Source organism: Citrobacter sp. MGH106 (genome assembly GCF_001037495.1).
Classification (GTDB): domain Bacteria; phylum Pseudomonadota; class Gammaproteobacteria; order Enterobacterales; family Enterobacteriaceae; genus Citrobacter; species Citrobacter murliniae.
On the sequence record NZ_KQ089822.1, the window covers coordinates 3,561,276 to 3,584,820 of the forward strand.

22 protein-coding genes are annotated in these 23,545 nt (G+C 51.3%); 6 read left to right on the plus strand and 16 right to left on the minus strand.

Going from position 1 to position 23,545, the window contains the following annotated elements:
• Positions 1-16 precede the first annotated feature (16 nt).
• The 4 genes from metQ to proS all read left to right on the plus strand — a co-directional run bounded on the left by metQ (position 17) and on the right by proS (position 3,886).
• Positions 17-832: a methionine ABC transporter substrate-binding lipoprotein MetQ gene (gene metQ / locus SK36_RS16690; RefSeq protein WP_045440042.1), complete on the plus strand. Its 816-nt coding sequence runs from the start codon at positions 17-19 to the stop codon at positions 830-832.
• 116 nt (positions 833-948) lie between these two features.
• A complete protein-coding gene (gene rcsF / locus SK36_RS16695) occupies positions 949-1,353 on the plus strand; it encodes an Rcs stress response system protein RcsF (protein ID WP_048222022.1) in 405 nt (134 codons plus the stop codon).
• The gene (tsaA, locus tag SK36_RS16700; protein ID WP_048222023.1) at positions 1,350-2,057 is read left to right on the plus strand and encodes a tRNA (N6-threonylcarbamoyladenosine(37)-N6)-methyltransferase TrmO; all 708 of its coding nucleotides are present in this window, start codon (positions 1,350-1,352) and stop codon (positions 2,055-2,057) included. The genes rcsF and tsaA overlap by 4 nt, the downstream gene beginning before the upstream one ends.
• A 110-nt stretch (positions 2,058-2,167) precedes the next feature.
• Entirely contained in the window at positions 2,168-3,886 is a 1,719-nt protein-coding gene (gene proS / locus SK36_RS16705; protein ID WP_048222024.1) for a proline--tRNA ligase, read from the plus strand.
• A 46-nt stretch (positions 3,887-3,932) separates the two neighbouring features.
• On the opposite strand, the gene nlpE is transcribed toward proS, so the two are convergent.
• Genes nlpE through SK36_RS16720 form a run of 3 tightly spaced genes read right to left on the minus strand, consistent with a single transcriptional unit; the run spans position 3,933 to position 5,627 of the window.
• Positions 3,933-4,631 (minus strand): envelope stress response activation lipoprotein NlpE, encoded by a 699-nt coding sequence (gene nlpE / locus SK36_RS16710; RefSeq protein ID WP_136345308.1) that lies wholly within the window; start codon positions 4,629-4,631, stop codon positions 3,933-3,935.
• A gap of 31 nt (positions 4,632-4,662) precedes the next feature.
• The gene (arfB, locus tag SK36_RS16715) at positions 4,663-5,085 is read right to left on the minus strand and encodes an alternative ribosome rescue aminoacyl-tRNA hydrolase ArfB (protein ID WP_045440031.1); all 423 of its coding nucleotides are present in this window, start codon (positions 5,083-5,085) and stop codon (positions 4,663-4,665) included.
• Complete coding sequence (locus tag SK36_RS16720) at positions 5,082-5,627, minus strand: YaeQ family protein (RefSeq protein WP_045440028.1); 546 nt, start codon at positions 5,625-5,627, stop codon at positions 5,082-5,084. The genes arfB and SK36_RS16720 overlap by 4 nt, the downstream gene beginning before the upstream one ends.
• Before the next feature lie 199 nt (positions 5,628-5,826).
• Between SK36_RS16720 and SK36_RS16725 the strand changes: the two genes are divergently transcribed.
• Complete coding sequence (locus SK36_RS16725) at positions 5,827-6,027, plus strand: YaeP family protein (protein WP_005132083.1); 201 nt, start codon at positions 5,827-5,829, stop codon at positions 6,025-6,027.
• Entirely contained in the window at positions 6,014-6,274 is a 261-nt protein-coding gene (gene rof / locus SK36_RS16730; RefSeq protein ID WP_045440024.1) for a Rho-binding antiterminator, read from the plus strand. The genes SK36_RS16725 and rof overlap by 14 nt, the downstream gene beginning before the upstream one ends.
• A gap of 75 nt (positions 6,275-6,349) precedes the next feature.
• Here the strand turns inward: rof and tilS are convergent, their stop codons facing one another.
• From tilS to rseP, 13 genes are all read right to left on the minus strand, one after another.
• A complete protein-coding gene (gene tilS, locus SK36_RS16735) occupies positions 6,350-7,642 on the minus strand; it encodes a tRNA lysidine(34) synthetase TilS (protein ID WP_048222025.1) in 1,293 nt (430 codons plus the stop codon).
• Between the two features lie 61 nt (positions 7,643-7,703).
• Positions 7,704-8,093, minus strand: a complete 390-nt coding sequence (locus tag SK36_RS16740) for a VOC family protein (RefSeq protein WP_045440020.1) — start codon at positions 8,091-8,093, stop codon at positions 7,704-7,706.
• Between the two features lie 65 nt (positions 8,094-8,158).
• A complete protein-coding gene (ldcC, locus tag SK36_RS16745; protein ID WP_045440018.1) occupies positions 8,159-10,297 on the minus strand; it encodes a lysine decarboxylase LdcC in 2,139 nt (712 codons plus the stop codon).
• Between the two features lie 99 nt (positions 10,298-10,396).
• Positions 10,397-11,356: an acetyl-CoA carboxylase carboxyl transferase subunit alpha gene (gene accA / locus SK36_RS16750; RefSeq protein ID WP_045440015.1), complete on the minus strand. Its 960-nt coding sequence runs from the start codon at positions 11,354-11,356 to the stop codon at positions 10,397-10,399.
• A 12-nt stretch (positions 11,357-11,368) separates the two neighbouring features.
• Positions 11,369-14,851: a DNA polymerase III subunit alpha gene (gene dnaE, locus SK36_RS16755; protein WP_045440012.1), complete on the minus strand. Its 3,483-nt coding sequence runs from the start codon at positions 14,849-14,851 to the stop codon at positions 11,369-11,371.
• 36 nt (positions 14,852-14,887) lie between these two features.
• Positions 14,888-15,484, minus strand: a complete 597-nt coding sequence (rnhB, locus tag SK36_RS16760) for a ribonuclease HII (protein ID WP_048222026.1) — start codon at positions 15,482-15,484, stop codon at positions 14,888-14,890.
• Complete coding sequence (gene lpxB / locus SK36_RS16765) at positions 15,481-16,629, minus strand: lipid-A-disaccharide synthase (protein ID WP_048222027.1); 1,149 nt, start codon at positions 16,627-16,629, stop codon at positions 15,481-15,483. Before lpxB ends, rnhB begins: the two co-directional genes overlap by 4 nt.
• Positions 16,629-17,417, minus strand: coding sequence for an acyl-ACP--UDP-N-acetylglucosamine O-acyltransferase (lpxA, locus tag SK36_RS16770; RefSeq protein ID WP_045440007.1), 789 nt, complete (start codon positions 17,415-17,417; stop codon positions 16,629-16,631). The genes lpxB and lpxA overlap by 1 nt, the downstream gene beginning before the upstream one ends.
• A gap of 3 nt (positions 17,418-17,420) precedes the next feature.
• On the minus strand, positions 17,421-17,876 hold the full coding sequence (fabZ, locus tag SK36_RS16775) for a 3-hydroxyacyl-ACP dehydratase FabZ (protein ID WP_003018528.1): 456 nt from the start codon (positions 17,874-17,876) through the stop codon (positions 17,421-17,423).
• Between the two features lie 229 nt (positions 17,877-18,105).
• Entirely contained in the window at positions 18,106-19,131 is a 1,026-nt protein-coding gene (gene lpxD / locus SK36_RS16780; protein ID WP_048222028.1) for a UDP-3-O-(3-hydroxymyristoyl)glucosamine N-acyltransferase, read from the minus strand.
• Positions 19,132-19,134: 3 nt separating this feature from the next.
• Positions 19,135-19,620 (minus strand): molecular chaperone Skp, encoded by a 486-nt coding sequence (gene skp / locus SK36_RS16785; protein WP_045440005.1) that lies wholly within the window; start codon positions 19,618-19,620, stop codon positions 19,135-19,137.
• Between the two features lie 122 nt (positions 19,621-19,742).
• A complete protein-coding gene (bamA, locus tag SK36_RS16790; RefSeq protein ID WP_045440002.1) occupies positions 19,743-22,157 on the minus strand; it encodes an outer membrane protein assembly factor BamA in 2,415 nt (804 codons plus the stop codon).
• A 29-nt stretch (positions 22,158-22,186) separates the two neighbouring features.
• Entirely contained in the window at positions 22,187-23,539 is a 1,353-nt protein-coding gene (gene rseP, locus SK36_RS16795; protein WP_045439992.1) for a sigma E protease regulator RseP, read from the minus strand.
• Positions 23,540-23,545: the final 6 nt, after the last annotated feature.

The following is a 23,545-nucleotide window of genomic DNA, read 5'->3' on the forward strand; positions in this document are numbered from 1 at the left end:
AGAAAAGGAAATAAGCATGGCGTTCAAATTCAAAACCTTTGCGGCAGTTGGAGCCCTGATCGGTTCTCTGGCACTTGTGGGTTGTGGTCAGGATGAAAAAGATCCTAACCACATCAAAGTGGGCGTTATTGTTGGCGCAGAGCAGCAGGTTGCAGAAGTTGCGCAGAAAGTCGCGAAAGAGAAATACGGTCTGGACGTTGAACTGGTAACTTTCAACGATTACGTTCTGCCTAACGAAGCGTTGAGCAAAGGTGATATCGATGCCAACGCCTTCCAGCACAAACCTTATCTGGATCAGCAGATCAAAGATCGTGGTTACAAACTGGTTGCCGTAGGCAATACATTCGTTTACCCAATTGCGGGTTATTCCAAAAAAATCAAATCACTGGATGAACTGCAGGAAGGTTCTCAGGTCGCAATTCCAAACGACCCGACTAACCTTGGTCGTTCCCTGCTGCTGCTGCAAAAAGTGGGTTTGATCAAACTGAAAGATGGTGTAGGTCTGTTGCCGACTGCCCTGGACGTTGTTGAAAACCCGAAAAACCTGAAGCTGGTTGAGCTGGAAGCACCTCAGTTGCCACGCTCACTGGACGATGCGCAAATCGCTCTGGCCGTTATTAACACCACTTATGCCAGCCAGATTGGCCTGACACCGGCAAAAGATGGCATCTTTGTTGAAGATAAAGATTCCCCGTATGTAAACCTGATCGTCACTCGTGAAGACAATAAAGACGCTGAGAACGTGAAGAAATTCGTTGAGGCGTATCAGTCAGACGAAGTTTACGAAGCGGCAAACAAGGTCTTTAATGGCGGCGCTGTTAAGGGCTGGTAATTTTAGGCTGTTTCCAAAATTTGTAATATCATCAGGACGGGCGCTTGCCCGTCTTGTCATTTATGCAAGCACCTGATTCAATATCTGACGTTTAGATCATTCATTGAGGAAACATTATGCGTGCTTTACCGATCTGTTTATTAGCACTCATGCTGAGCGGCTGTTCTATGTTAAGCAGATCCCCTGTTGAACCCGTTCAAAGCACCGCAACCCCGCCTAAAGCGGAGCCGGAAAAACCGAAAGCACCACGCGCAGTGCCGGTGAGAATTTATACCAATGCAGAAGACTTAGTTGGCAAACCGTTCCGCGATCTCGGTGAAGTGAGCGGCGATTCCTGCCAGGCATCAAACCAGGATTCCCCACCGAGCATTCCAACCGCACGCAAACGCATGCAGATCAACGCATCTAAAATGAAAGCTAATGCCGTATTGCTGCACAGCTGTGAAGTCACCAGTGGTACACCTGGTTGCTATCGTCAGGCAGTTTGCATCGGTTCTGCACTGAATATTTCGACTAAATGAGTCATTTTCAGTTCGAGCAAATAGGCGTTATCCGCTCTCCTTATAAAGAAAAATTCGCCGTTCCACGCCAGCCTGGCCTGGTAAAAAGTGCCTGCGGCGAACTGCATTTGCTCGCACCGTATAACCAGGCCGATGCTGTTCGCGGCCTGGAGGCGTTCAGCCATTTATGGATTATTTTCGTCTTTCACCAGACGATGGACGGTGGATGGCGCCCGACCGTACGCCCGCCCCGACTTGGTGGTAACGCCAGAATGGGCGTCTTTGCCACGCGTTCAACCTTTCGCCCTAACCCTGTCGGCATGTCGCTGGTCGAGTTGCAAGGGATTGTCTGCCAGAAAGAGAGCGTCATTCTGAAGCTGGGTAGTCTGGATCTGGTCGATGGTACACCGGTTGTAGATATCAAGCCCTACCTGCCGTTTGCCGAAGCATTACCCGATGCCACCGCCAGCTACGCGCAACATGCTCCAGTTGCCGAAATGGGCGTAAGTTTTACCGCCGAGGTTGAGCAGCAGCTTCTGGCTCTGGAAACACGTTATCCGCAGCTAAAAACATTTATTGGTGAAGTACTGGCACAGGACCCGCGTCCTGCGTATCGTAAGGGTGAAGAGACAGGCAAAACGTACGCCGTCTGGTTACACGATTTCAACGTGCGCTGGCGTGTGAGGGAAGAGGGTTTCGAAGTCTTTGCGCTTGAACCCCGGTAATTTCGCGCCCTTCTCTTTTGACATCCCTTTCTCGCTGGTAAACTAAATCACTTTTTTTGTGTCAGGCTCGCATTGAGCCTGTTCGATCGTCCAACTGGAACCGTAACAACATGCGTACTAGCCAATATCTGCTCTCCACTCTGAAGGAGACACCTGCCGACGCCGAGGTTATCAGCCACCAGCTGATGCTGCGCGCCGGGATGATCCGCAAGCTGGCCTCCGGGTTATATACCTGGCTGCCGACCGGCGTGCGCGTCCTGAAAAAAGTCGAAAACATCGTGCGTGAAGAGATGAACAACGCCGGTGCGATCGAGGTGTTGATGCCAGTCGTTCAGCCCTCTGAACTGTGGCAAGAGAGTGGTCGTTGGGAACAGTACGGCCCGGAACTGCTGCGTATTGCTGACCGTGGCGATCGTTCATTCGTACTTGGCCCAACGCATGAAGAAGTCATCACCGACCTGATTCGTAACGAGCTCAGCTCTTACAAACAGCTGCCGCTGAACTTCTACCAAATCCAGACCAAATTCCGTGACGAAGTACGCCCACGTTTCGGCGTAATGCGTTCCCGCGAATTCCTGATGAAAGATGCTTACTCTTTCCATACTTCTCAGGAATCTCTGCAGGAAACCTACGATGCGATGTATGCCGCATACAGCAAAATCTTCAGCCGTATGGGGCTGGATTTCCGTGCTGTACAGGCTGATACCGGCTCTATCGGCGGCAGTGCTTCTCACGAATTCCAGGTGCTGGCACAGAGCGGCGAAGATGACGTCGTATTCTCTGACAGTTCCGATTTTGCCGCCAACATCGAGTTTGCTGAAGCCGTTGCGCCGAAAGAACCTCGTGCAGCCGCTACTCAGGAAATGACGCTGGTTGATACACCAAACGCGAAGACCATCGCGGAGCTGGTTGAGCAATTCAATCTGCCAATTGAAAAAACCGTTAAAACTCTGCTGGTAAAAGCCGTTGAAGGCAGTAGCTACCCGCTGGTTGCTCTGCTGGTTCGTGGTGATCACGAGCTAAACGAAGTCAAAGCAGAAAAACTGCCGCAGGTTGCCAGCCCGCTAACCTTCGCTACCGAAGAAGAAATTCGAGCCGTAGTGAAAGCAGGTCCAGGTTCTCTCGGTCCGGTGAATATGCCGATCCCGGTCGTTATCGATCGTACCGTTGCAGTAATGAGCGATTTCGCTGCCGGTGCCAACATCGACGGCAAACACTATTTCGGTATTAACTGGGATCGTGATGTAGCAACACCTGAAGTTGCAGACATCCGTAACGTAGTGGCAGGTGACCCAAGCCCGGACGGTAAAGGTACATTGCTGATTAAACGTGGTATCGAAGTCGGTCACATCTTCCAGTTGGGTACCAAATACTCTGAAGCGCTGAAAGCCGCAGTTCAGGGCGAAGATGGCCGTAATCAGATTCTGACTATGGGCTGCTACGGTATCGGGGTAACTCGCGTGGTCGCGGCAGCCATTGAGCAGAACTACGACGATCGCGGTATTGTATGGCCGGATGCCATTGCACCGTTCCAGGTAGCGATTCTGCCTATGAACATGCACAAATCCTACCGAGTGCAGGAACTGGCAGAGAAGCTGTACGCTGAACTGCGCGCACAGGGCATCGAAGTGCTGATGGACGATCGTAAAGAGCGTCCTGGCGTAATGTTTGCCGATATGGAGCTTATCGGTATACCACACACTATCGTACTCGGCGACCGTAACCTCGATAACGATGATATCGAATACAAATACCGTCGTAACGGCGAGAAACAGCTGATTAAAACCGGCGACATCGTCGACTATCTGGTAAAAGCGATAAAAGGCTAATACCAGCAAAAGGCCCTGATTCTTCAGGGCCTTTTTACTTTATCGATTAATTACACGCTTTTCCTGGCACAAACTTCGCGTCTTTATCTGCCATCAGCGTTTTCACTTTCTCGCCCGTATCCGGGTTCGCCTCCAACGTGAAATGCCCTTCCAGAGTCAACAGAACAGATTGTCCCGTTTCCGCGCGCGCGGCTAAATAGTCGCGTTCAAGCTGGGCATTATTCGCCACCGGCATACGTTTTCCCGTTGCGCAGTCGGTAAATACTGCCGCATCCGCCATGTAGAAATACATACCACGCATCGGCATTGGCGTAACCGGCAAACTGGCTGAAACCGGCTGAAGGGTATAGTTAAACTGCGACTCAATCGGATTACCTTCACGATCGAGCATCTCCAGCGCCTCACCTTTTGCCCGATAGTAAGATTTTTCGCCTTTGCTGTCTGTCAGCACCAGTTTATCGGCAGTACGGGCCCATGTCCCATATGAAGCAAACGAAGAAGGTTCATCCCGCACGCCCTGATAGCGTTCATTCATCACCCATGTTCCGTCTTTTTCGAGGAACAAAGAGGTTTCAATACCTTCGCAGTCCGCACAAGGTAATATACCGCGCCAGCTTTGCTGCATCGGTTTTAATTCTGCCGCCCGTGTCGGCTGTAGTACATCAACTTCAGTACGATTATTACAGCCGATCAAGGCAAAGAGCGTACATGCAGCCGCTACTGACAATATCGCTGTTTTCACCATGAATTCCTTATGATTTTTTTATTCCCGTTCGTCAGTCTTGCGAGCGACGAACCCTACCTCGCAGTGCCTTCACTGTGGATTTCTGCGCCTTTGATGACAACCTACGCTCTTTCGACGCGCGCGTAGGGCGAGTTGCCTGTCGGCTTTTTTGCACTGCGGTTAACTCTTTAATGACCGCCACCAGTCGGGATATTGCCGCTTCCCGGTTAAGCTCCTGGCTACGGTACTCCTGTGCCTTAATGATAATGACACCATCGCCGCTGATCAGATGATGACTGGCAGCCAGCAGACGTTCCTTATAATACTCTGGCAGGCCAGAGGCCCGAATGTCAAAGCGCAAATGGATAGCCGTCGAAGTCTTATTAACGTGCTGCCCACCTGCTCCCTGAGCCCGGATTGCCGTGATTTCCAGCTCATTATCAGGAATAGAGACATTTCGGGAGATAACAATCATGAAGGTTGCTGCCACGCGCTCAAATGAATTTCCAGATTGTTCTGAGAATCTGACAGCCAGATAGCCCCATCCTGGATAGTCGCCTGAAGCGTCATTGTACGGCCAGCAAAGTCACTCAGTTGCGCCAGTTGCTCATCATCCAGATACCACACGGATAAATTAGCAAACTGAGAGCACTTACTTTGGTTTTGCTGCCACCAGATTTGAGCCGCACGGCTGTTATAGGCAAACAAAGCAACTTCTGCAGACTGAGTACATGCTTTCTTGATACGGCGTTCATCCGGCAAACCGAGTTCAATCCATAAATCGATACCCAGATGATCATTACGCAACCACGCTTCCGGCTCATCTTCAGCGCTTAATCCCCGCGTAAACTGTAACCGTTCGTCAGCATATTTAATCCACGCCAGCAGGCGCAGCATCATGCGTTCCTGGGTTTCTGAGGGGTGACGCGCCAGCGTCAATGCCGCGTCAAGAAACTGGTTGCGGTCAAGATCCGCCACATTGACTACGGCTTTATATATTGTCGCTTTAAGCGCCATGAGAGAACTCCTTTCGAATCAGGCCTCCATTGTAGCGAAATCTGCGCCAAAAGGCTGCTAACCAGTAGCGTGGGTGTCCTCTATCAAGGCGCTGATATTGCTTGAATGAGTATGGTATAGTCACCTTGCTAAACAGAGTTTATCTTCGTAGGCTTAGACTTGCATCCACGGTTAAGTCAGAGTGCTGACAGGAGGGCATGTGGAAAAATATTGTGAGTTAATACGCAAGCGGTACGCGGAAATTGCCAGCGGAGACTTAGGGTATGTCCCGGATGCGCTGGGTTGCGTATTGAAGGTACTGAATGAAGTGGCTGCAGACAGCGCCCTTTCAGAGTCGGTCAGGGAAAAGGCGGCATATGCGGCCGCGAACTTACTGGTGAGCGATTATGTCAATGAATGAAACGTATCAACCCATTAACTGTGATGATTACGACAATCTTGAGCTCGCCTGCCAGCACCATTTGTTACTGACGCTGGCGCTAAAAGATGGCGAAGTTCTGCAGGCGAAAGCGAATGACCTGGTTTCCCGCAAAAATGTGGAGTATCTGGTTGCAGAAGTCGCAGGTGAAACCCGTGAACTTCGCCTCGACAAAATTGCCAGCTTCAGCCACCCGGAAATCGGTACCGTGGTGGTCAGCGAATCATAATCCCCTTTGCCAAATGGCGATGCACACACCTTATCTGGCCTACAATTCGTAGGCCAGATAAGCGCAGCGCCATCATCAGGCATGCCATAGCAGGCGCACACTCTCTTCTTCCTCAGCCATACCTTCACGCGTTACAAATACTCCCGCAGCTGCAATCAGCGTATCGCCGTAAAATAGCAACGGTGTGGTATCTCGTCGCCAGGGAGGGATCCCCTGCTCCTGCCAGATTTTTTTGAGCTTACGCCCGCCGTTACGCCCGACAATATGCAAGAGTCCAGGAGCTTTAAACCGAATACTGACTGTCTCATTCGCTCGCGGTTTTCGTAATTCGCCATCGGGAAGTAACTGCACCGTTCCCAGCCCGACAGGCAACACCAATGGCGTTTTCGTGCATGACCATGGAATCACCGTTTCACTTTGCCCGGCAACAGATTTAACCCACCACAACTGTGACTGGTAACGACGAATTTCGTACCCGCCAAAGCACAAACGGGGTACAGCATCTTCCCGCGCCAGCGCGACTTCCTGCCAGATACGCTCCAAAGCATCCCGGGAGGGCATCGGCGCATTCAACCCAGCCAGCCAGCGACGAAGCAGCGCCGCACGCCGCACATCGCTCTTCATCATTAATGGTTCCAGTCGCAGCGTACCTTGAGCGGTGACACAGTCAGCTAAATCTTGAGCAAGTAACTCATCCAGTAAACTCTCCTGCTCGGCGCACAGCGAGGCGCTGCGGGCTGTAGCCTCCGCAAAATGCGGCCAGCGCTGTTGCAGGAGTGGAATAATGCGCAAGCGTAAGAAATTGCGGTCATAAGCATCAACCTGATTGCTTTCGTCTTCAATCCAGCTTAACGCATGCGTCCGCGCCCACTTTTCAAGTTCTTCTCGTGTTTGTGTTAGCAGTGGGCGAATAAGCCGGGTTCCGGCAAACGGCGAACTTTCACCCATCGCAGAAAGCCCAGCGGGGCCACTGCCACGTTTTAGTGCGAGCAAAAATGTTTCGCACTGGTCATCAAGATGCTGGGCGGTCATCAGTATTTCATTCGACAACAGTGTCTGTTCAAACGCCTGATAGCGTGCCCGTCGCGCCTGAGCTTCTATTCCTGACCCATCGTCCTGCAGCTGTACCCGCTCAACCACCAGTGGTACCTGCCATTGCGCACATATCGATTCACAGTGGGTCACCCATTCATCAGCGTGGGCACTTAACCCATGATGGACATGGATAGCACGCAAGGAGACTTCAGGGTGCTGCGTTCGCCACTGCACCAGTTGATGCAACAGCACGGTAGAGTCCAGGCCGCCGCTAAAAGCGACGAGGATCTGGTTAGCGTTCAGAAGTGAAGTGTTCAGTGTGAGTGTCGTCATGATAGTTGCTTACAATGGCATTGCCCGGCACGTTACCGGGCTAAAGCCACAATAACAAGACTTACAGTTCATACAGTTCAAGAGGCAATCCGTCTGGATCGTTGAAAAACGTAAAGCGCTTACCAGTAAAAGGATCGACGCGTATCGGCTCGCATTTCACATTATGATCTTCCAGATGGGTTATTGCGGCTTCCACGTTCTCAACGCTAAACGCCAGGTGACGTAAACCGCAAGCCTCTGGTCGGCTGGGGCGGCCAGGCGGAAAAGGAAAGGAAAAAAGCTCAATCACATACTGCCCATTCAACGCGAGGTCGCCTTTCCAGGAGTCACGCTCTTCACGGTAGGCTTCACTCATCAACGTGAAGCCCAGCACATCACAGTAAAATGCCTTACTGACCGCGTAATCCGTCGCAATAATGGCAATATGGTGAACCTGTTTTAATCCCAGCATAGCGTGTTTGCCTCTTTAGTTTTCTTTTCGCACATTACTCATCCGCAGTCGGTTCAGGCAAGTCGTTATGCCATTTTTAGGACTCTCACACGATACACACCGTCCTCGCCCAGTTTAGCGCCATGAATATCTGTTTCGAATCCGGGGTAATGATGGCCTACTGAACACAGCATCAGCAGGAAATCGAGTACAGCACGGCTTTCTTCAGTGATCATTTCCCCCGGCATCAGCAGCGGTACACCAGGTGGATAAGGCAGGATCATATTGGCAGAAACGCGCCCCACCAGTTGATCGAGCGTCACGGTCTCCACTTCGCCTTTAATTTGTCGCTGCCAGGCCTGATGCGGCGTCATTTTCATTTCCGGCAAGGTGTCAAATGCCCGTAGCATCAACCCGGAGAGATCATGCTGGCGGATCAAATTATGGATCCCCTGCGCCAGATCCTGAATACGCATATTGCGATAAAAATCAGGATCTTCAGCATACAAATCCGGCAGCATGTTTTTAACGCGCAAATTAAGGTCATATGAGCGTTTGAACTCAGTCAGTCCTCGCAGTAAGCCCATTGCCCGGGTTTTATCAATCCCAATGCTGAACAGGAACAACAGATTATACGGACCTGTTTTCTCCACCACGACACCGCGTTCATCGAGGAACTTTGCTACCAGCGCGGCAGGGATCCCTTCTTCGCTCATATTTCCTTGTTCATCCATTCCCGGCGTCAGAATAGTGACTTTTACCGGGTCGAGAAACATGTGGTCAGCGTCAGCATCATTAAACCCATGCCAGCCTTCATCAGGAGCGACGGGCCAGCATTCCGCTTGATCTACTTTTTCCGGCTGCCAGATATCGAAGAACCAACCGTCCGATTCTTCTCGCAGTCGCTGTACCTCTTTACGGAAATGGAGCGCGCGCTCCACCGAGCGGTTAATTAGCCGCTTACCGGGATTACCACGCAGCATCGCCGCCGCTGTTTCAATCGATGCCACAATGGGGTAGCTGGGTGAGGTCGAGGTGTGCATCATAAAGGCTTCATTAAAGGTATCTTCGTCATAATCCCCTTTAATGTGAATCAAAGACGCCTGCGACAACGCGGCCAACATCTTGTGGGTGGACTGCGTTTCAAAGATGACTTTACCTGGAACCCTCTCACCGCTCATGCCACTTTTCCCCTGGTAAATCGGATGGAAATGCGTGTAAGGCACCCAGGCAGAGTCAAAATGAATAGAAGGGACATCCAGCGTTTGTTTAATCCAGTTAGTGTTATACAACAGACCGTCGTAGGTCGAGTTAGTGATAACTGCATGCACCGGCCACTGTGCTTGCGTAGTCTCCTCTACCTTACGTGCAATACTCTCGCGGCAGAATTCGCGGCGCGGAATTCCCCCGAGGATCCCCAGCGCATTACGTGTGGGTTTCAGCCAAATGGGTACCACATCACTCATCATCAATAAATGCGCGAGAGATTTATGACAGTTGCGATCAATTAATAACGTACTTCCCGTAGGGGCGGCATACATCCCAACAATCTTATTCGACGTCGATGTGCCGTTGGTGACCATATAACTTTGCTCTGCGCCAAAGGTGCGAGCGATATACTCTTCTGCTTCCAGGTGTGGACCTGTATGGTCCAATAGCGACCCCAGCTCAGTCACAGAAATGGACACGTCAGCCTTTAACGTGTTGCCGCCAAAGAAATCATAGAACAGGCATCCCACCGGGCTTTTCTGGTACGCCGTTCCCGCCATATGCCCTGGCGTACAGAAGGTATACTTCCCTTCCTTCACATAAGTAAACAGCGCTTTGGTAAAGGGAGGCGTAATGTTATCGAGATATTCACTGGTGTACTGCCGAATACGCGTCGCTATATCTTCGGACTGACCAAGCGCATACTCAAAAAACCACAGCGCCATGCGCAGATCGTGGGCGCTGACATCCATCGTCGAATGGGTATTAATAAAAGCGTACAGTGGGAGATATTCATTTAGCTGATTGATATCGCTACATAGCTCCAGGCTGTATTCATCCCAGTCAAAAATAACACCGCAAATGCGCGGATTGTGTTCGATAAATTTCAGCAGGTCGACGCTATTCTGTGGCCAGATAATCTGAAACCCCTGCTGCTGCAGCGCACGTTCAAGTTCCTTGATGGGCTCATCTTTATAAAAGACGCCATGCGGTCCCATGATGGCAATAATGTTCATGCGTTCCTCCTGGAAAAACCTTAGTTAATCATAGCCTGGTCAAACCGCAGGTAAAAAAAAGGGCCACAGTGTTGTGGCCCTTTTCAGAATAAATACAGTTTACGCGTAACCGTAGTTCATCAGACGCTGGTAACGACGATTTTTGAGCTCTTCCGTACTTAACACGTCAAGATCGGCCAGATCGGCCAGCAATTGCGCCTTCAGCGACGCTGCCATTGCTTCCGGATTACGATGCGCACCACCCAGTGGTTCCGGAACGATGGAGTCGATAAGCTTCAGCTCTTTCAAACGCGTCGCAATAATGCCCATCGCTTCTGCCGCCAACGGCGCTTTGTCTGCGCTTTTCCACAGAATGGACGCGCAGCCTTCCGGGGAGATAACAGAATAGGTGCTGTATTGCAGCATATTCACTTTATCGCCCACGCCGATCGCCAGCGCACCACCGGAACCACCTTCACCGATAACGGTGCAGATAACCGGCACGCTCAGACGTGACATTTCACGCAGGTTGCGCGCAATCGCTTCAGACTGACCACGTTCTTCCGCGCCCACCCCCGGGTAAGCCCCAGGGGTGTCGATGAAGGTGATAATCGGCATCTTGAAGCGTTCGGCCATTTCCATCAGACGCAGCGCTTTACGATAGCCTTCCGGTGCTGGCATGCCGAAGTTGCGACGAATTTTCTCTTTGGTCTCGCGGCCTTTCTGATGACCAATGATCATCACCGGACGCCCCTCAAGACGCGCAATACCGCCGACAATAGCTTTGTCATCCGCATAGGCGCGATCGCCCGCCAGCTCATCAAATTCATCAAACGCCAGGCGGACATAATCCAGGGTATATGGACGCTGTGGATGGCGAGCCAGTTGGGCTACCTGCCATGCGCCAAGATCGGCGAAGATTTTGCGCGTCAGTTCTACGCTTTTTTCACGCAGACGATGCACTTCTTCATCGATGTTAATATCCAGTTTCTCATCCTGACGGCTAACCGCAGTCAGAGAATCGATTTTTGCTTCCAGCTCTGCAATCGGCTGTTCAAAATCAAGGAAATTCAGACTCATAGTATTCCTGTATTAGTCAAACTCCAGTTCCACCTGCTCCGAACCAATAAGGCCACGGAGATCGTTTAGCAAACGATCGCTCGGAGAGACACGCCACGTTGCGCCAAAACGCAATCGCGCACGTGCATCCGCCCTCTGATAGTAGAGATGTACTGGAATTGTCCCCGAGCGGTGGGGTTCCAGAGACTGACGGAGTCGGTTTAAAAGCTGGTCATCAATTTGCCTGTCCGTCAGCGAGATAGCAAGCCCGCGAGCATATTTTTCCCGGGCTTCGTCAATATCCATGACTTCACGGGCCATCATTTTAAGCCCGCCGTTGAAGTCATCAAAGCTGACCTGTCCGCTGACGATAAGTATGCGGTCTTTTTCCAGCAAATGCTGGTATTTATCCAGAGCATCGGTGAATAACATCACTTCCAGACGCCCGGAACGGTCATCCAGTGTGCAGATGCCGATACGATTACCGCGCTTGGTGACCATTACCCGCGCAGCAATAACGAGCCCCGCAGCAGTGGTAACTTTACCACGTTCTGTCGGATGCATGTCTTTCAGCCTGTGGCCTCCGACATAGCGCTCAATTTCTTTTAAATACTGATTGATAGGGTGTCCGGTCAGGTAAAGTCCTAACGTTTCACGTTCACCCTCTAATACCACCTGCTCCGGCCACGGCGTGCAGCTGGCGTAAGATTGTTCAATTTGTTCCGGCTCTTCCGCCAGTACACCAAACATATCGGCCTGACCGATAGCTTCAGCTTTCGCATGCTGATCGGCAGCTTTAAGCGCATCATTAAGCGAATTCATCAACGCAGCGCGATGCGGGCCAAGGCGGTCAAACGCCCCGGACATGATTAGCTTTTCCAACACCCGGCGATTTAGCTTCTTAATATCTGTGCGGGCACAGAGATCAAACAGCTCGCGGAAGTAGCCACCTTTATTACGCGCTTCAATGATAGCTTCAATTGGCCCTTCACCCACGCCTTTTATCGCGCCGATGCCATATACAATTTCACCGTCATCATTAACATGGAAATGGTACAGCCCGGAGTTGATATCTGGCGGCAGGATTTTTAGCCCCATGCGCCAGCATTCATCCACCAGCCCCACCACCTTTTCGGTGTTATCCATATCGGCGGTCATTACCGCTGCCATAAACTCAGCGGGGTAATGCGCTTTCAGCCACAGCGTCTGGTAAGAGACCAGCGCATAGGCCGCGGAGTGCGATTTGTTAAATCCGTAACCGGCGAATTTCTCCACCAGGTCAAAGATTTTCATCGCCAGCTCGCCATCTACACCACGCTTTTTCGCCCCTTCTTCGAAGGTGCCGCGCTGCTTGGCCATCTCTTCCGGTTTTTTCTTACCCATTGCACGACGCAACATGTCCGCGCCGCCAAGAGTATAGCCCGACAGCTCCTGGGCTATCTGCATGACCTGTTCCTGATACAGGATAATGCCATAGGTCGGCTCCAGCACCGGTTTCAGACACTCATGCTGCCATTGTACGTCCGGGTAGGAAATCTCTTCACGACCGTGTTTACGGTCGATAAAGTTATCTACCATCCCTGACTGCAGCGGACCTGGGCGGAACAGCGCCACCAGAGCGATCATGTCTTCGAAGCAGTCAGGCTGCAGGCGCTTGATCAGATCCTTCATACCGCGAGATTCAAGCTGGAAAACAGCTGTCGTCTCTGAACGCTGCAGCATATCGAAACTTTTTTTATCGTCGAGCGGAATGGCGGCAATATCCAGCGGTGGCTCACCGTTCTTCTTACGGCGAGCGTTTATCATCTCCAGCGCCCAGTTGATGATAGTGAGCGTTCGCAAGCCGAGGAAGTCAAACTTCACCAGCCCGGCATATTCCACATCGTTCTTATCAAACTGAGTAACCGGGTGCAGCCCCTGCTCATCGCAGTACAACGGCGCAAAGTCAGTAATTTTAGTTGGCGCGATGACCACACCACCAGCATGTTTACCGGCGTTACGTGTGACACCTTCCAGCTTACGCGCCATGTCGATCAGCGCCCTGACCTCTTCATCAGCCTCGTAAATTTCAGGCAGTTGCGGCTCAGCCTCAAAGGCCTTCGCCAGCGTCATCCCCGGATCGGGTGGCACCAGTTTAGAAATACGGTCAACAAAACCGTACGGATGCCCCAGCACGCGGCCTACGTCGCGGATAACCGCTTTTGCCGCCATCGTACCAAAGGTAATAATCTGCGATACCGCGTCACGGCCATACATATCCGCTACGTGTTCAATTACCTGGTCGCGCTTCTCCATACAGAAGTCAACGTCGAAGTCAGGCATCGAGACACGTTCCGGGTTGAGGAAACGTTCGAACAGCAGGTCGAATTCCAGCGGATCAAGATCGGTAATTTTTAAAGCATAAGCAACCAACGAGCCCGCACCGGAACCACGTCCCGGCCCAACGGGTACACCGTTATCTTTTGACCACTGGATAAACTCCATAACGATCAGGAAGTAACCCGGGAACCCCATTTGGTTAATAACCTGAAGTTCAATATCCAGGCGTTCATCATAGGGTGGGCGCTTCTCTTGACGCTCGGCTTCGTCCGGGAACAAAAATGCCAGACGCTCTTCCAGCCCCTCTTTGGATTTTTTGACCAGATAGTCTTCCGTGGTCATATCACCAGTCGGGAACTGCGGTAGAAAATATTCGCCCAAACGTACCGTCACATTACAGCGTTTGGCTATCTCGACAGTATTTTGCAGCGCTTCCGGGATGTCGGAGAACAGCTCGCACATCTCCTCTTCGCTGCGCATATACTGCTGCGGCGAATAGTTGCGCGGGCGTTTCGGATCATCGAGAGTGAAACCATCGTGGATCGCAACGCGAATTTCATGCGCGTCGAAATCTCCGCTTTCAAGGAAGCGAACATCGTTGGTCGCCACCACTGGCAGACCACGCGTTTCGGCCAGAGCCACTGCGGCATGCAGATAATTTTCTTCGTCTTGCCTGCCGGTGCGGATCAGTTCCAGGAAGTAGCAATTGGGAAAATGTTCTTCATAAAACGTCACGCACTCATCGACCAGTGCGCTGTTACCACGCAGCAGGCTGCGCCCGACGTCGCCCATGCGACCACCGGAAAGCAAAATTAAGCCATCTTTTAAATCGACCAACCAGTCTTTGTCGATAACCGGCCCTTCAGCACCATAGCCACGCTGATAGGCTTTCGATATCAACAATGTCAGGTTCTGGTAACCCGTGTTATTGGCCGCCAGCACGGTCAGTTGAGTGAGCTCATCACCAAACAGTTCACTACGAACATGAAAATCAGCGCCAACAATTGGCTTAATGCCCGCGCCATGACCCGCTCCGTAAAACTTCACCAGACCACACAGGTTGGTGAAATCGGTGATCGCCAGCGCAGGCATGCCTAATGCGGCCGCCTTTTTTACCAGCGGTCCGGTTTTTGCCAGCCCATCAATCATGGAGTAGTCGCTGTGCACCCGCAGGTGGACGAAACGTGGTTCAGACATCTTCAGATTCCGGTTTACTTATTCTCGACACAAGAATCAGGACGCGAGTCCCAGTGCGCGTTTGACAGGGCCAAAGCTGCGACGGTGGTGCTCTGTAGCGCCATGCTCTGCCAGCTTTTCCAGATGAAAAGCGGTTGGGTAGCCTTTGTGCTGTGCAAAGCCATACTGCGGAAAAATAATATCCAGCGCCGCCATTTCAGCGTCACGTGTGACTTTAGCCAGGATAGACGCAGCGCTGATCTCTGCCACGCGGCTATCACCTTTCACTACCGCCATCGACGGCATCGGCAATGCCGGGCAACGATTTCCATCAATCAGTACGTATTCAGGCGTAATATGCAGACCTGCAACCGCACGCTGCATAGCCAGCATGGTGGCATGCAGGATATTCAGCTCGTCAATTTCATGCGGTTCCGCTCGCCCAAGGCTCCAGCTTAACGCCTTGTCCTTGATTTCATCGTAAAGTGCCAGACGACGCTTTTCCGACAATTTTTTGGAGTCGTTGAGCCCGACAATCGGACGAGCAGGATCAAGTATAACGGCCGCAGTCACAACGGCTCCCACCAAAGGACCGCGCCCCACTTCATCCACACCCGCCACTAAATGCGTATGTGGATAAACAAATTCAATCATTGTGCTAACTCCAGGACAGCATCCGCCGCTTGTTCATCGGCATTGCAACGGATCTGCTGGTGCAGTTCACGGAAAGTGTCATGCATCGCATGGCTGGTTTTACCATTGGCGAGCAACGGCAACAGCGCTTGTGCCAATGCATGCGGTTCGCATTCATCCTGCAGCAGCTCTTTAACCAGTTCTCTTCCCGCTAACAAGTTCGGCAGAGAAACATAATCGGTTTTCACCAGACGCTTCGCCAGCCAGAACGTGAAGGGTTTCATACGATAGCCGACAACCATCGGACACTTCGCCAGCATGCACTCCAGCGCAGCCGTACCAGAGGCCAGCAGCGCAGCATCGCTGGCAACCATGGCTTCACGTCCCATTCCATTAAGCATATGTACGGAAAGTTCTGGAGCCACTTCAGCCTTGATGCGTTCAAACTGCTCTCGGCGTTTGGTATTGACCAACGGAACCACAACTTCGAGATCCGGGTATTGTTGACGTAATAGCTGCGCTGTTTTCAGAAAATCAGCGCTGAGCATTTCCACTTCTGCACCACGACTTCCCGGTAGCAATGCCAGGCAGTGCGCATCATGAGGAATACCCAGAACATCACGAGCCGCATTTTTATCAGGATCCAACGGCATGGCATCCGCCATGGTATGACCAATAAAGCGGCACGGGACGTTAAATTTGTCATAAAACGCTTTTTCGAAAGGCAGAAAGGCCAGCACCATATTGGTGGATCTGCCTATTTTGAAAACGCGTTTCTGTCGCCATGCCCACACGGAGGGGCTGACGTAATGAATGGTTTTAATGCCCTGCTTTTTCAAATTTCCTTCGAGGGTAATGTTGAAATCAGGCGCATCAATACCGACAAAAACATCCGGCTTGAGATCGGTGAAACGGCGAGTCAGATCAGCGCGGATATGCAGCAAACGGCGCAGACGTCCGAGCACTTCAACAATGCCCATTACCGCCAACTCTTCCATTTCGTACCAGGCTTCACAGCCTTCAGCCTGCATTAGCGGACCTGCAACGCCGACAAAACGCGCATTGGGGACGCGAGCCTTGAGTGCTCGAATTAATCCTGCACCAAGAATATCGCCGGAGGTTTCTCCGGCGACGAGGGCAATCGTTAAAGGACGCTGCTCAGTCATTAACGAATCAGACCACGCGTTGAGCGCTCAAAGAAATCGCTAAAGGCCTGAACATCGGGGTACTGCTTCGCCAGTTCGGCGATTTCCGGTTTCGCTTCGTCAAGCGTTTTGCCGCTGCGGTACAACGCTTTATAGGCATTGCGGATCGCAGTAATCGCTTCGCGAGTGAATCCACGACGCTTCAAACCTTCAATGTTGACGCCAAACGGCGTCGCATGGTTGCCCTGGGCAATAACGTATGGAGGAACATCCTGGGCAACGCCAGAACAGCCACCAACCATCACGTGCGCGCCAATGATGCAGAACTGATGCACCGCTGTCATGCCACCGATGATAACAAAATCATCCAGCGAAACATGTCCGGCAAGCGTGGCGTTATTCGCCAGAATGCAGCGGTTACCCACTGTACAATCGTGCGCGACGTGCGCGTTGATCATCAGTAAGTTATCACTGCCCACCTTCGTCAACCCACCGCCCTGCACTGTGCCACGATGAATGGTGACGCTCTCGCGGATGCGGTTACGATCGCCAATTTCCACACGGGTCGGTTCGCCAGCATATTTCAGGTCCTGGTTCACTTCACCGATGGAGGCAAACTGATAGATCTCGTTATCGCGACCAATCTTGGTATGACCATTCACGACAACGTGAGACTTCAGTACGGTACCCTCACCAATTTCAACATGGGGTCCAACAATACAAAATGGGCCAATGTGAGCATTAGCGCCAATGCTGGCACCATCTTCTACAATGGCAGTTGGGTGAATAAAGGCGGATTTATCAATCACGTATCAGGCCTCCCGGCTACGGGCACACATCATTGTTGCTTCGCACACAACTTTACCGTCGACCAACGCAACCCCTTTAAAACGGGTCAGGCCGCGGCGCGTTTTCTCGAAAGTCACTTCCATGATCATCTGATCGCCTGGCACGACAGGACGCTTAAAGCGTGCCTCATCAATTCCTGCGAAGTAATACAGTTCGCCCGGCTCCAGTTTTCCTACGCTTTTAAACGCCAGAATACCCGTTGCCTGTGCCATCGCTTCCAGAATCAGCACACCAGGGAAAATCGGTTTACCCGGGAAGTGGCCCTGAAAGAAAGGCTCGTTAACGGATACATTTTTCACTGCGCGCAGAAAACGACCTTCTTCAAAATCCAGCACACGGTCAACCAGCAGAAACGGAAAACGGTGCGGCAGAAGTTCTAAAATCTCTTCAATATGCAGAGTATGAGTGTTAGTAGTCAAAATACTCTTCCTGTCAAAATATACTAAAAGGCAATAATAACACGGCCTGTCGCAATCGCATGAATGTGACAGGCCGTAAAAGGATGGCACGTACATACACTTTATCTTTCAAGCTGCCGCTTTGTTGGCTGCCTTGGCTCACTCCAGTCACTTACCTGCGCAAGCTCCCGGGATTTCACTCAATTGCCGCTTCAATGCAGCTTGAACGATGTTGTGTACAGGTGGAACGTTAGTCTTGTTGATTAACCTTGCGCTCAATTGCTTTGAGACGCTTGCTCATATCATCAATATTCATCACCAGTGCAGCTGTTTTACGCCATACCTTGTTGGGTTGTAGCGGAATGCCTGAGGAGTAGACGCCAGGTTCAGTAATAGGACGCATCACCATACCCATGCCAGTTACCGTGACTTTGTCGCATATTTCCATATGCCCATTGATCACGCTGGCGCCGCCAATCATGCAGTAACGGCCAATCTTCAGGCTACCCGCCATAATGACGCCACCGGCTACAGCCGTATTGTCGCCAATCACAACGTTATGCGCAATCTGGCACTGGTTATCAATGATAACACCATTGCCGATCACGGTATCGTCCAGTGCGCCACGATCGATTGTAGTACAGGCACCAATCTCGACGCGATCGCCAATAATGACGCGACCAAGCTGCGGGATCTTCACCCAATTACCACGATCGTTTGCATAGCCAAAGCCGTCAGATCCGACGACTGTGCTTGACTGGATCAAGCAATTCTCACCGATCTGAATATCGTGGTAAATCGTCACATTGGCCCACAAGCGTGAACCTGCACCGATTTTTGTGTTTTTTCCGACGAAGCAACCTGCGCCGATAACCACGTTATCGCCCAGCTCTACGCCTGACTCGACGACCGCATTTGCGCCAACAGAGACATTATTACCCAGCTTCGCCGTCGCATCGATCACTGCACTGGGTGCAATATTTTGTGCAGGCTGAGGCGTGGTATCTAAAATTTGTGCCATTCGTGCATAGGTCAGGTAGGGATTCTTCACTACCAGCGCGGCACTCTTAGCAAAAGGAAGATCGTCCTGCGTCATCACAACGGCAGAAGCCTGGCATACGCCTAAATGTTCACGGTATTTAGGGTTTACCATGAATGTGATATTGCCAGTTTGCGCAGATTGCATGGACGCTACGCCGGTGATGACGATATCGCCATCACCGTGTAATTCTGCATCCAACTGCTCTGCTAAATCAGCCAGTCGAATTGAAGGCATTACTTATTTAACCTGTTTCAGTACGTCGGCGGTGATGTCTTTTACATCGCTGCTGTTGTATGCAACGGTGTTCGCGTCAACGACCAGATCGATGCTCTGGCTGCTAGCGACAGATTTCACAGCAGTCTGGATACGAGTAACCAGTTTGCCACGTTCTTCGTTGGAACGACGTTGACGATCCTGCTCAAAAGCCTGCGCTTTCTGAGAGAAAGTCTGGCGCTGTGCCATAACGTCTTTTTCCAGCTTGGTACGATCGGCACCCGCTTTCATAGATTGCAGACGCTGCATTTTAGATTGCAGATCGGATTCCATACGCTGCAGTTCGCTGGCGCGGCCTTTGAACTCGTTTTCCAGCGTATTAGAAACACCAGTCTTCTGTGCAACCTGTTGGAACAGGCTACCCATATTGACGATTGCAATTTTGTCGGCAGCCTGTGCAGACGTTGCCATCGCTAAACCGAGACCTGCAGCTAATAACCACTTTTTCACAATTAACTCCTTACCATCCCATTTGCATCCGAAGATGCAGTTCTTTGCGTGGCCAGGCGATCCCATGCAAGATCGCCTAAAGTCATCGCTACACAACTCTTACATTCCTTTGTGAAGAACAATTACCAGGTTTTACCAATGTTAAACTGGAACTGCTCTTTTTTGTCTCCCTCATAATCCTTAAACGGCTGGGCGTAGGAGAAGACCAACGGCCCCAATGGGGACATCCATTGTAATGCGATACCTGCAGACATACGGATATTGCTCGGATCGCTGTAGTCTGGATAACCAGAATACTTCGCGGAATCCCAGTTAGTATCCCAAACGGTACCCATATCCCAGAAGAAGGAAGTACGGACCGAGTTGGCATACTTGTCGCTAATAAACGGCGTCGGAGTAATAAACTCCAGGCTGGCGACAGCCATGGCGTTACCGCCCACAGCATCATCCGATTTACACGGTGCAGTATTGGTAGTGTCACACTCGTTGTCATAATCGTCATCATTATTATAACGATTAGCCGGTAAATAGACGGCTTTCGGACCGATAGTGTTCGACTGGAAGCCACGCACAGTACTGGAACCACCGGCATAGAAGTTCTCATAGAACGGCATCTCTTTGCCGCCTATACCGTCACCGTAACCCCACTTAGTACGACCCAGAACAACCCATTTATGGTCGTCATCGATCGGCACATAGGTCGCAGTATCCAACGTCGCTTTGTAGTATTCGTTATCAGAACCAGGAACCGTTACTTTACCGTTCAGGTTGACACGCGTACCTTCCGTTGGGAAGTACCCACGGTCCAGCTTGTTGTATGTCCAACCGTAGTTGAAGGTGAAATCGTCCGATTTGAAGCTATCAGCATCAGGATTCTCACCCATGGAAACCAGATATCGCTGCATCGCAACCTGTGGATCCATGTTAGACAGGGAGTTATGCACATAACCCAGACCCGCACGCAACGTATTGTATTCGTTGATCGGGAAGCCCAGCGTTACGTCTGTACCATAACTTTTGTTGGTATAGTCGGACAGATCCGCATCATCCGCTTCAAAGTCGTTATAGAAGACGCGACCACCAAGGCTGACACCATCAACGGTGAAATACGGGTTGGTAACAGACAACTCAGTATAGGTCTGATAGTCGTTTTTGGTGCCGTTAATACCGACCGAATAACCGGTACCTAACCAGTTATCCTGCTGAACGCCCGCCTGGAAGCTAACGCCGCTCTCTGTACCGTAACCGACGCCGAAGTTGAAGCTACCGGTGTTACGTTCTTTCACCTTATAGACCACATCAACCTGATCCGGACTACCCGGAATACGCTGAGTATCAGTGTCCACGGTTTCGAAGTAGCCCAGACGATTCAGACGTTCTTTACCCTGATCGACCAGATCGCTACCCAACCACGCGCCTTCCATCTGGCGCATTTCGCGACGCAGCACGGAATCTTTAGAGGTGTCGTTACCTTCAAAACGGATCTTACGAACATAGAAACGGTTACCCGCATCCACATTTACACGTAATTTTACGGTTTTGTCTGCATCGTTGATTTCAGGTTGCGACTGTACACGCGGGTAGGCATAACCGTAGCGACCCAGAAGCTTCTTGATATCATCTTCCATTTTGGTCACTTTGGTGCCGTTATAGAGTTCGCCCGGCTCGATTTTCGTCAGGGTCTCAATCTCGGCAGAGTGTCCGGCAAGGTTACCGCTCACTTGCACCCCAGAAAGTTTGTACTGCTCACCTTCTGTGATGTTGACAGTGATATAGATACCTTTCTTATCCGGCGTCAGGCTGACCTGGGTGGAGTCAATGTTGAAACGAGCGTAACCGCGATCCAGATAGTAGCTGCGCAGGGTTTCGAGATCACCCGCCAGTTTCTGTTTCTGATATTTACGATCGCCTACGACGTTCCACCACGGCACTTCATCACGCAGTTGGAAGTGAGAGATAAGCTCGTCGGTTGTAAAGGCGTGGTTACCGACGATATTGATCTGTTGGATCTTCGCCGATACACCTTCCTGGAACACCAGTTTGAGGTCAACGCGGTTACGCGGCAACGGTGTTACCACCGCTTTCACACTGGCGCTGTACTTACCGACGCTATAGTAGAAATCTTCCAGGCCTTTTTCGATATCGGCAAGGGTTGTGCGATCAAGAGATTCGCCAACACGCACGCCAGACGCCTCGAGGTTCTGCTTAAGCATGTCGTCTTTCACCGATTTGTTACCGGAGAAAGTAATGCTGGCAATCGTCGGACGTTCTTTTACCTGAACCAGAAGGGTATCACCATCGCGCAGGACGCGGACATCCTCAAAGTTTCCGGTGGCGAACAGGGCGCGAATGGTATTACTGATGTCTTCATCATTAACCGTGTCGCCTGTACGCACCGGCATACTAAGGAGAGCCGCACCAACGGCGACTCGCTGTAGGCCTTCGAAATGAATGTCCTTCACTACGAACCCTTCAGCACCGTATACGGTGGCGCTGCTAAACAGCAGCGACGCTATGAGCAACTTTTTCATCGCCATCGTTATTATGCGTTCTTCCTAACACTCTCTTACAACCGAGAGAAATCATTGAAAAGTGCAAGCCCCATTAACAACACCAGCAAAATAGAGCCAATGCGATAACTAAAGTCTTGAACCCGCTCGGATACCGGACCGCCCTTCAGCTTTTCAATCGCCAGGAACAGCAGATGCCCCCCGTCAAGAACGGGCAACGGAAACAGGTTGATTATCCCTAAGTTCACGCTGATAAGCGCAAGGAACATCAGGTAATAAATTACCCCGAACTCCGCTGACATCCCAGCCCCCTGGGCGATAGAAATCGGCCCACTGAGGTTGTTCAGTTTTACATCACCGGTAATCAATTTTCCCAGCATACTGACCGTCAGCTTCATCAGCTGCCACGTTTTATCCGTGGCTTCGAGGATGGCGCTGAACGGCCCATACTGGCGTACAGTCTTGTACTCATCAGGCAGAGGGATAATTTTAGGCACAACGCCCGCAAAACCTTCCGCCTTTCCATTACCCGGTTTGGTATCCGGGATTAATGTTAAAGACAAGGGACTCCCCTGCCTTTCAATTTCGAGCGCTAACGGCTTACCTGGATTATCGCGCACCAACATCACGAACGTCATCCATTGCGTTAGCGGTTGACCATCGACTTTAACGATCCTGTCGCCAGCTTGCAAACCCGCCTTGCTTGCAGCGGAGTTAACCTGCACTTCTGACAGCACCGGTTCAATCTGCGGACCGCGCGGGCGAATCCCCAGACTAGAGACAGGATCCTCTTTATCCGGCTCAAATGCCCAATCGCGCAGATCCAGCGTTTTGTCCTGTCGCTGGTTGCTGCCAAACTGCGCCACGCTGATGGTCGTATGCTCATCGCCGATTTTGGAGACCAGCTGCAACCGCACAGTATCCCAATCTGGGGTTTCGATGCCATCAACAGCTTTTAGTTCCGTACCAGGCAAAATTTGCGCCTGAGCGGCGATCGAATTAGGTGTGATCTCACCAACAACCGGACGCACACCAGGGACACCGATGATAAAGACCAACCAGTAGGCAAAAATAGCAAAGATGAAGTTTGCAATTGGGCCTGCAGCGATAATGGCAGCACGTTGCCCAACTGTTTTATTGTTGAAGGCGTGGTGGCGCAGCTCCGGTATAACCGGCTCAGCACGCTCATCCAGCATTTTGACGTAGCCGCCGAGTGGGATCAGGGCGATGACGTATTCAGTACCCAGTTTATCGGTACGACGCCAAAGCGCTTTTCCAAAGCCAATGGAAAAGCGCTCGACACGGACTCCACAGCGCCGGGCAACCCAGAAATGACCAAATTCATGCACAGTGATAAGCACACCGAGTGCGACGATGAATGCAGCCAGATTCCAGAGAATACTCAGCATAAGACC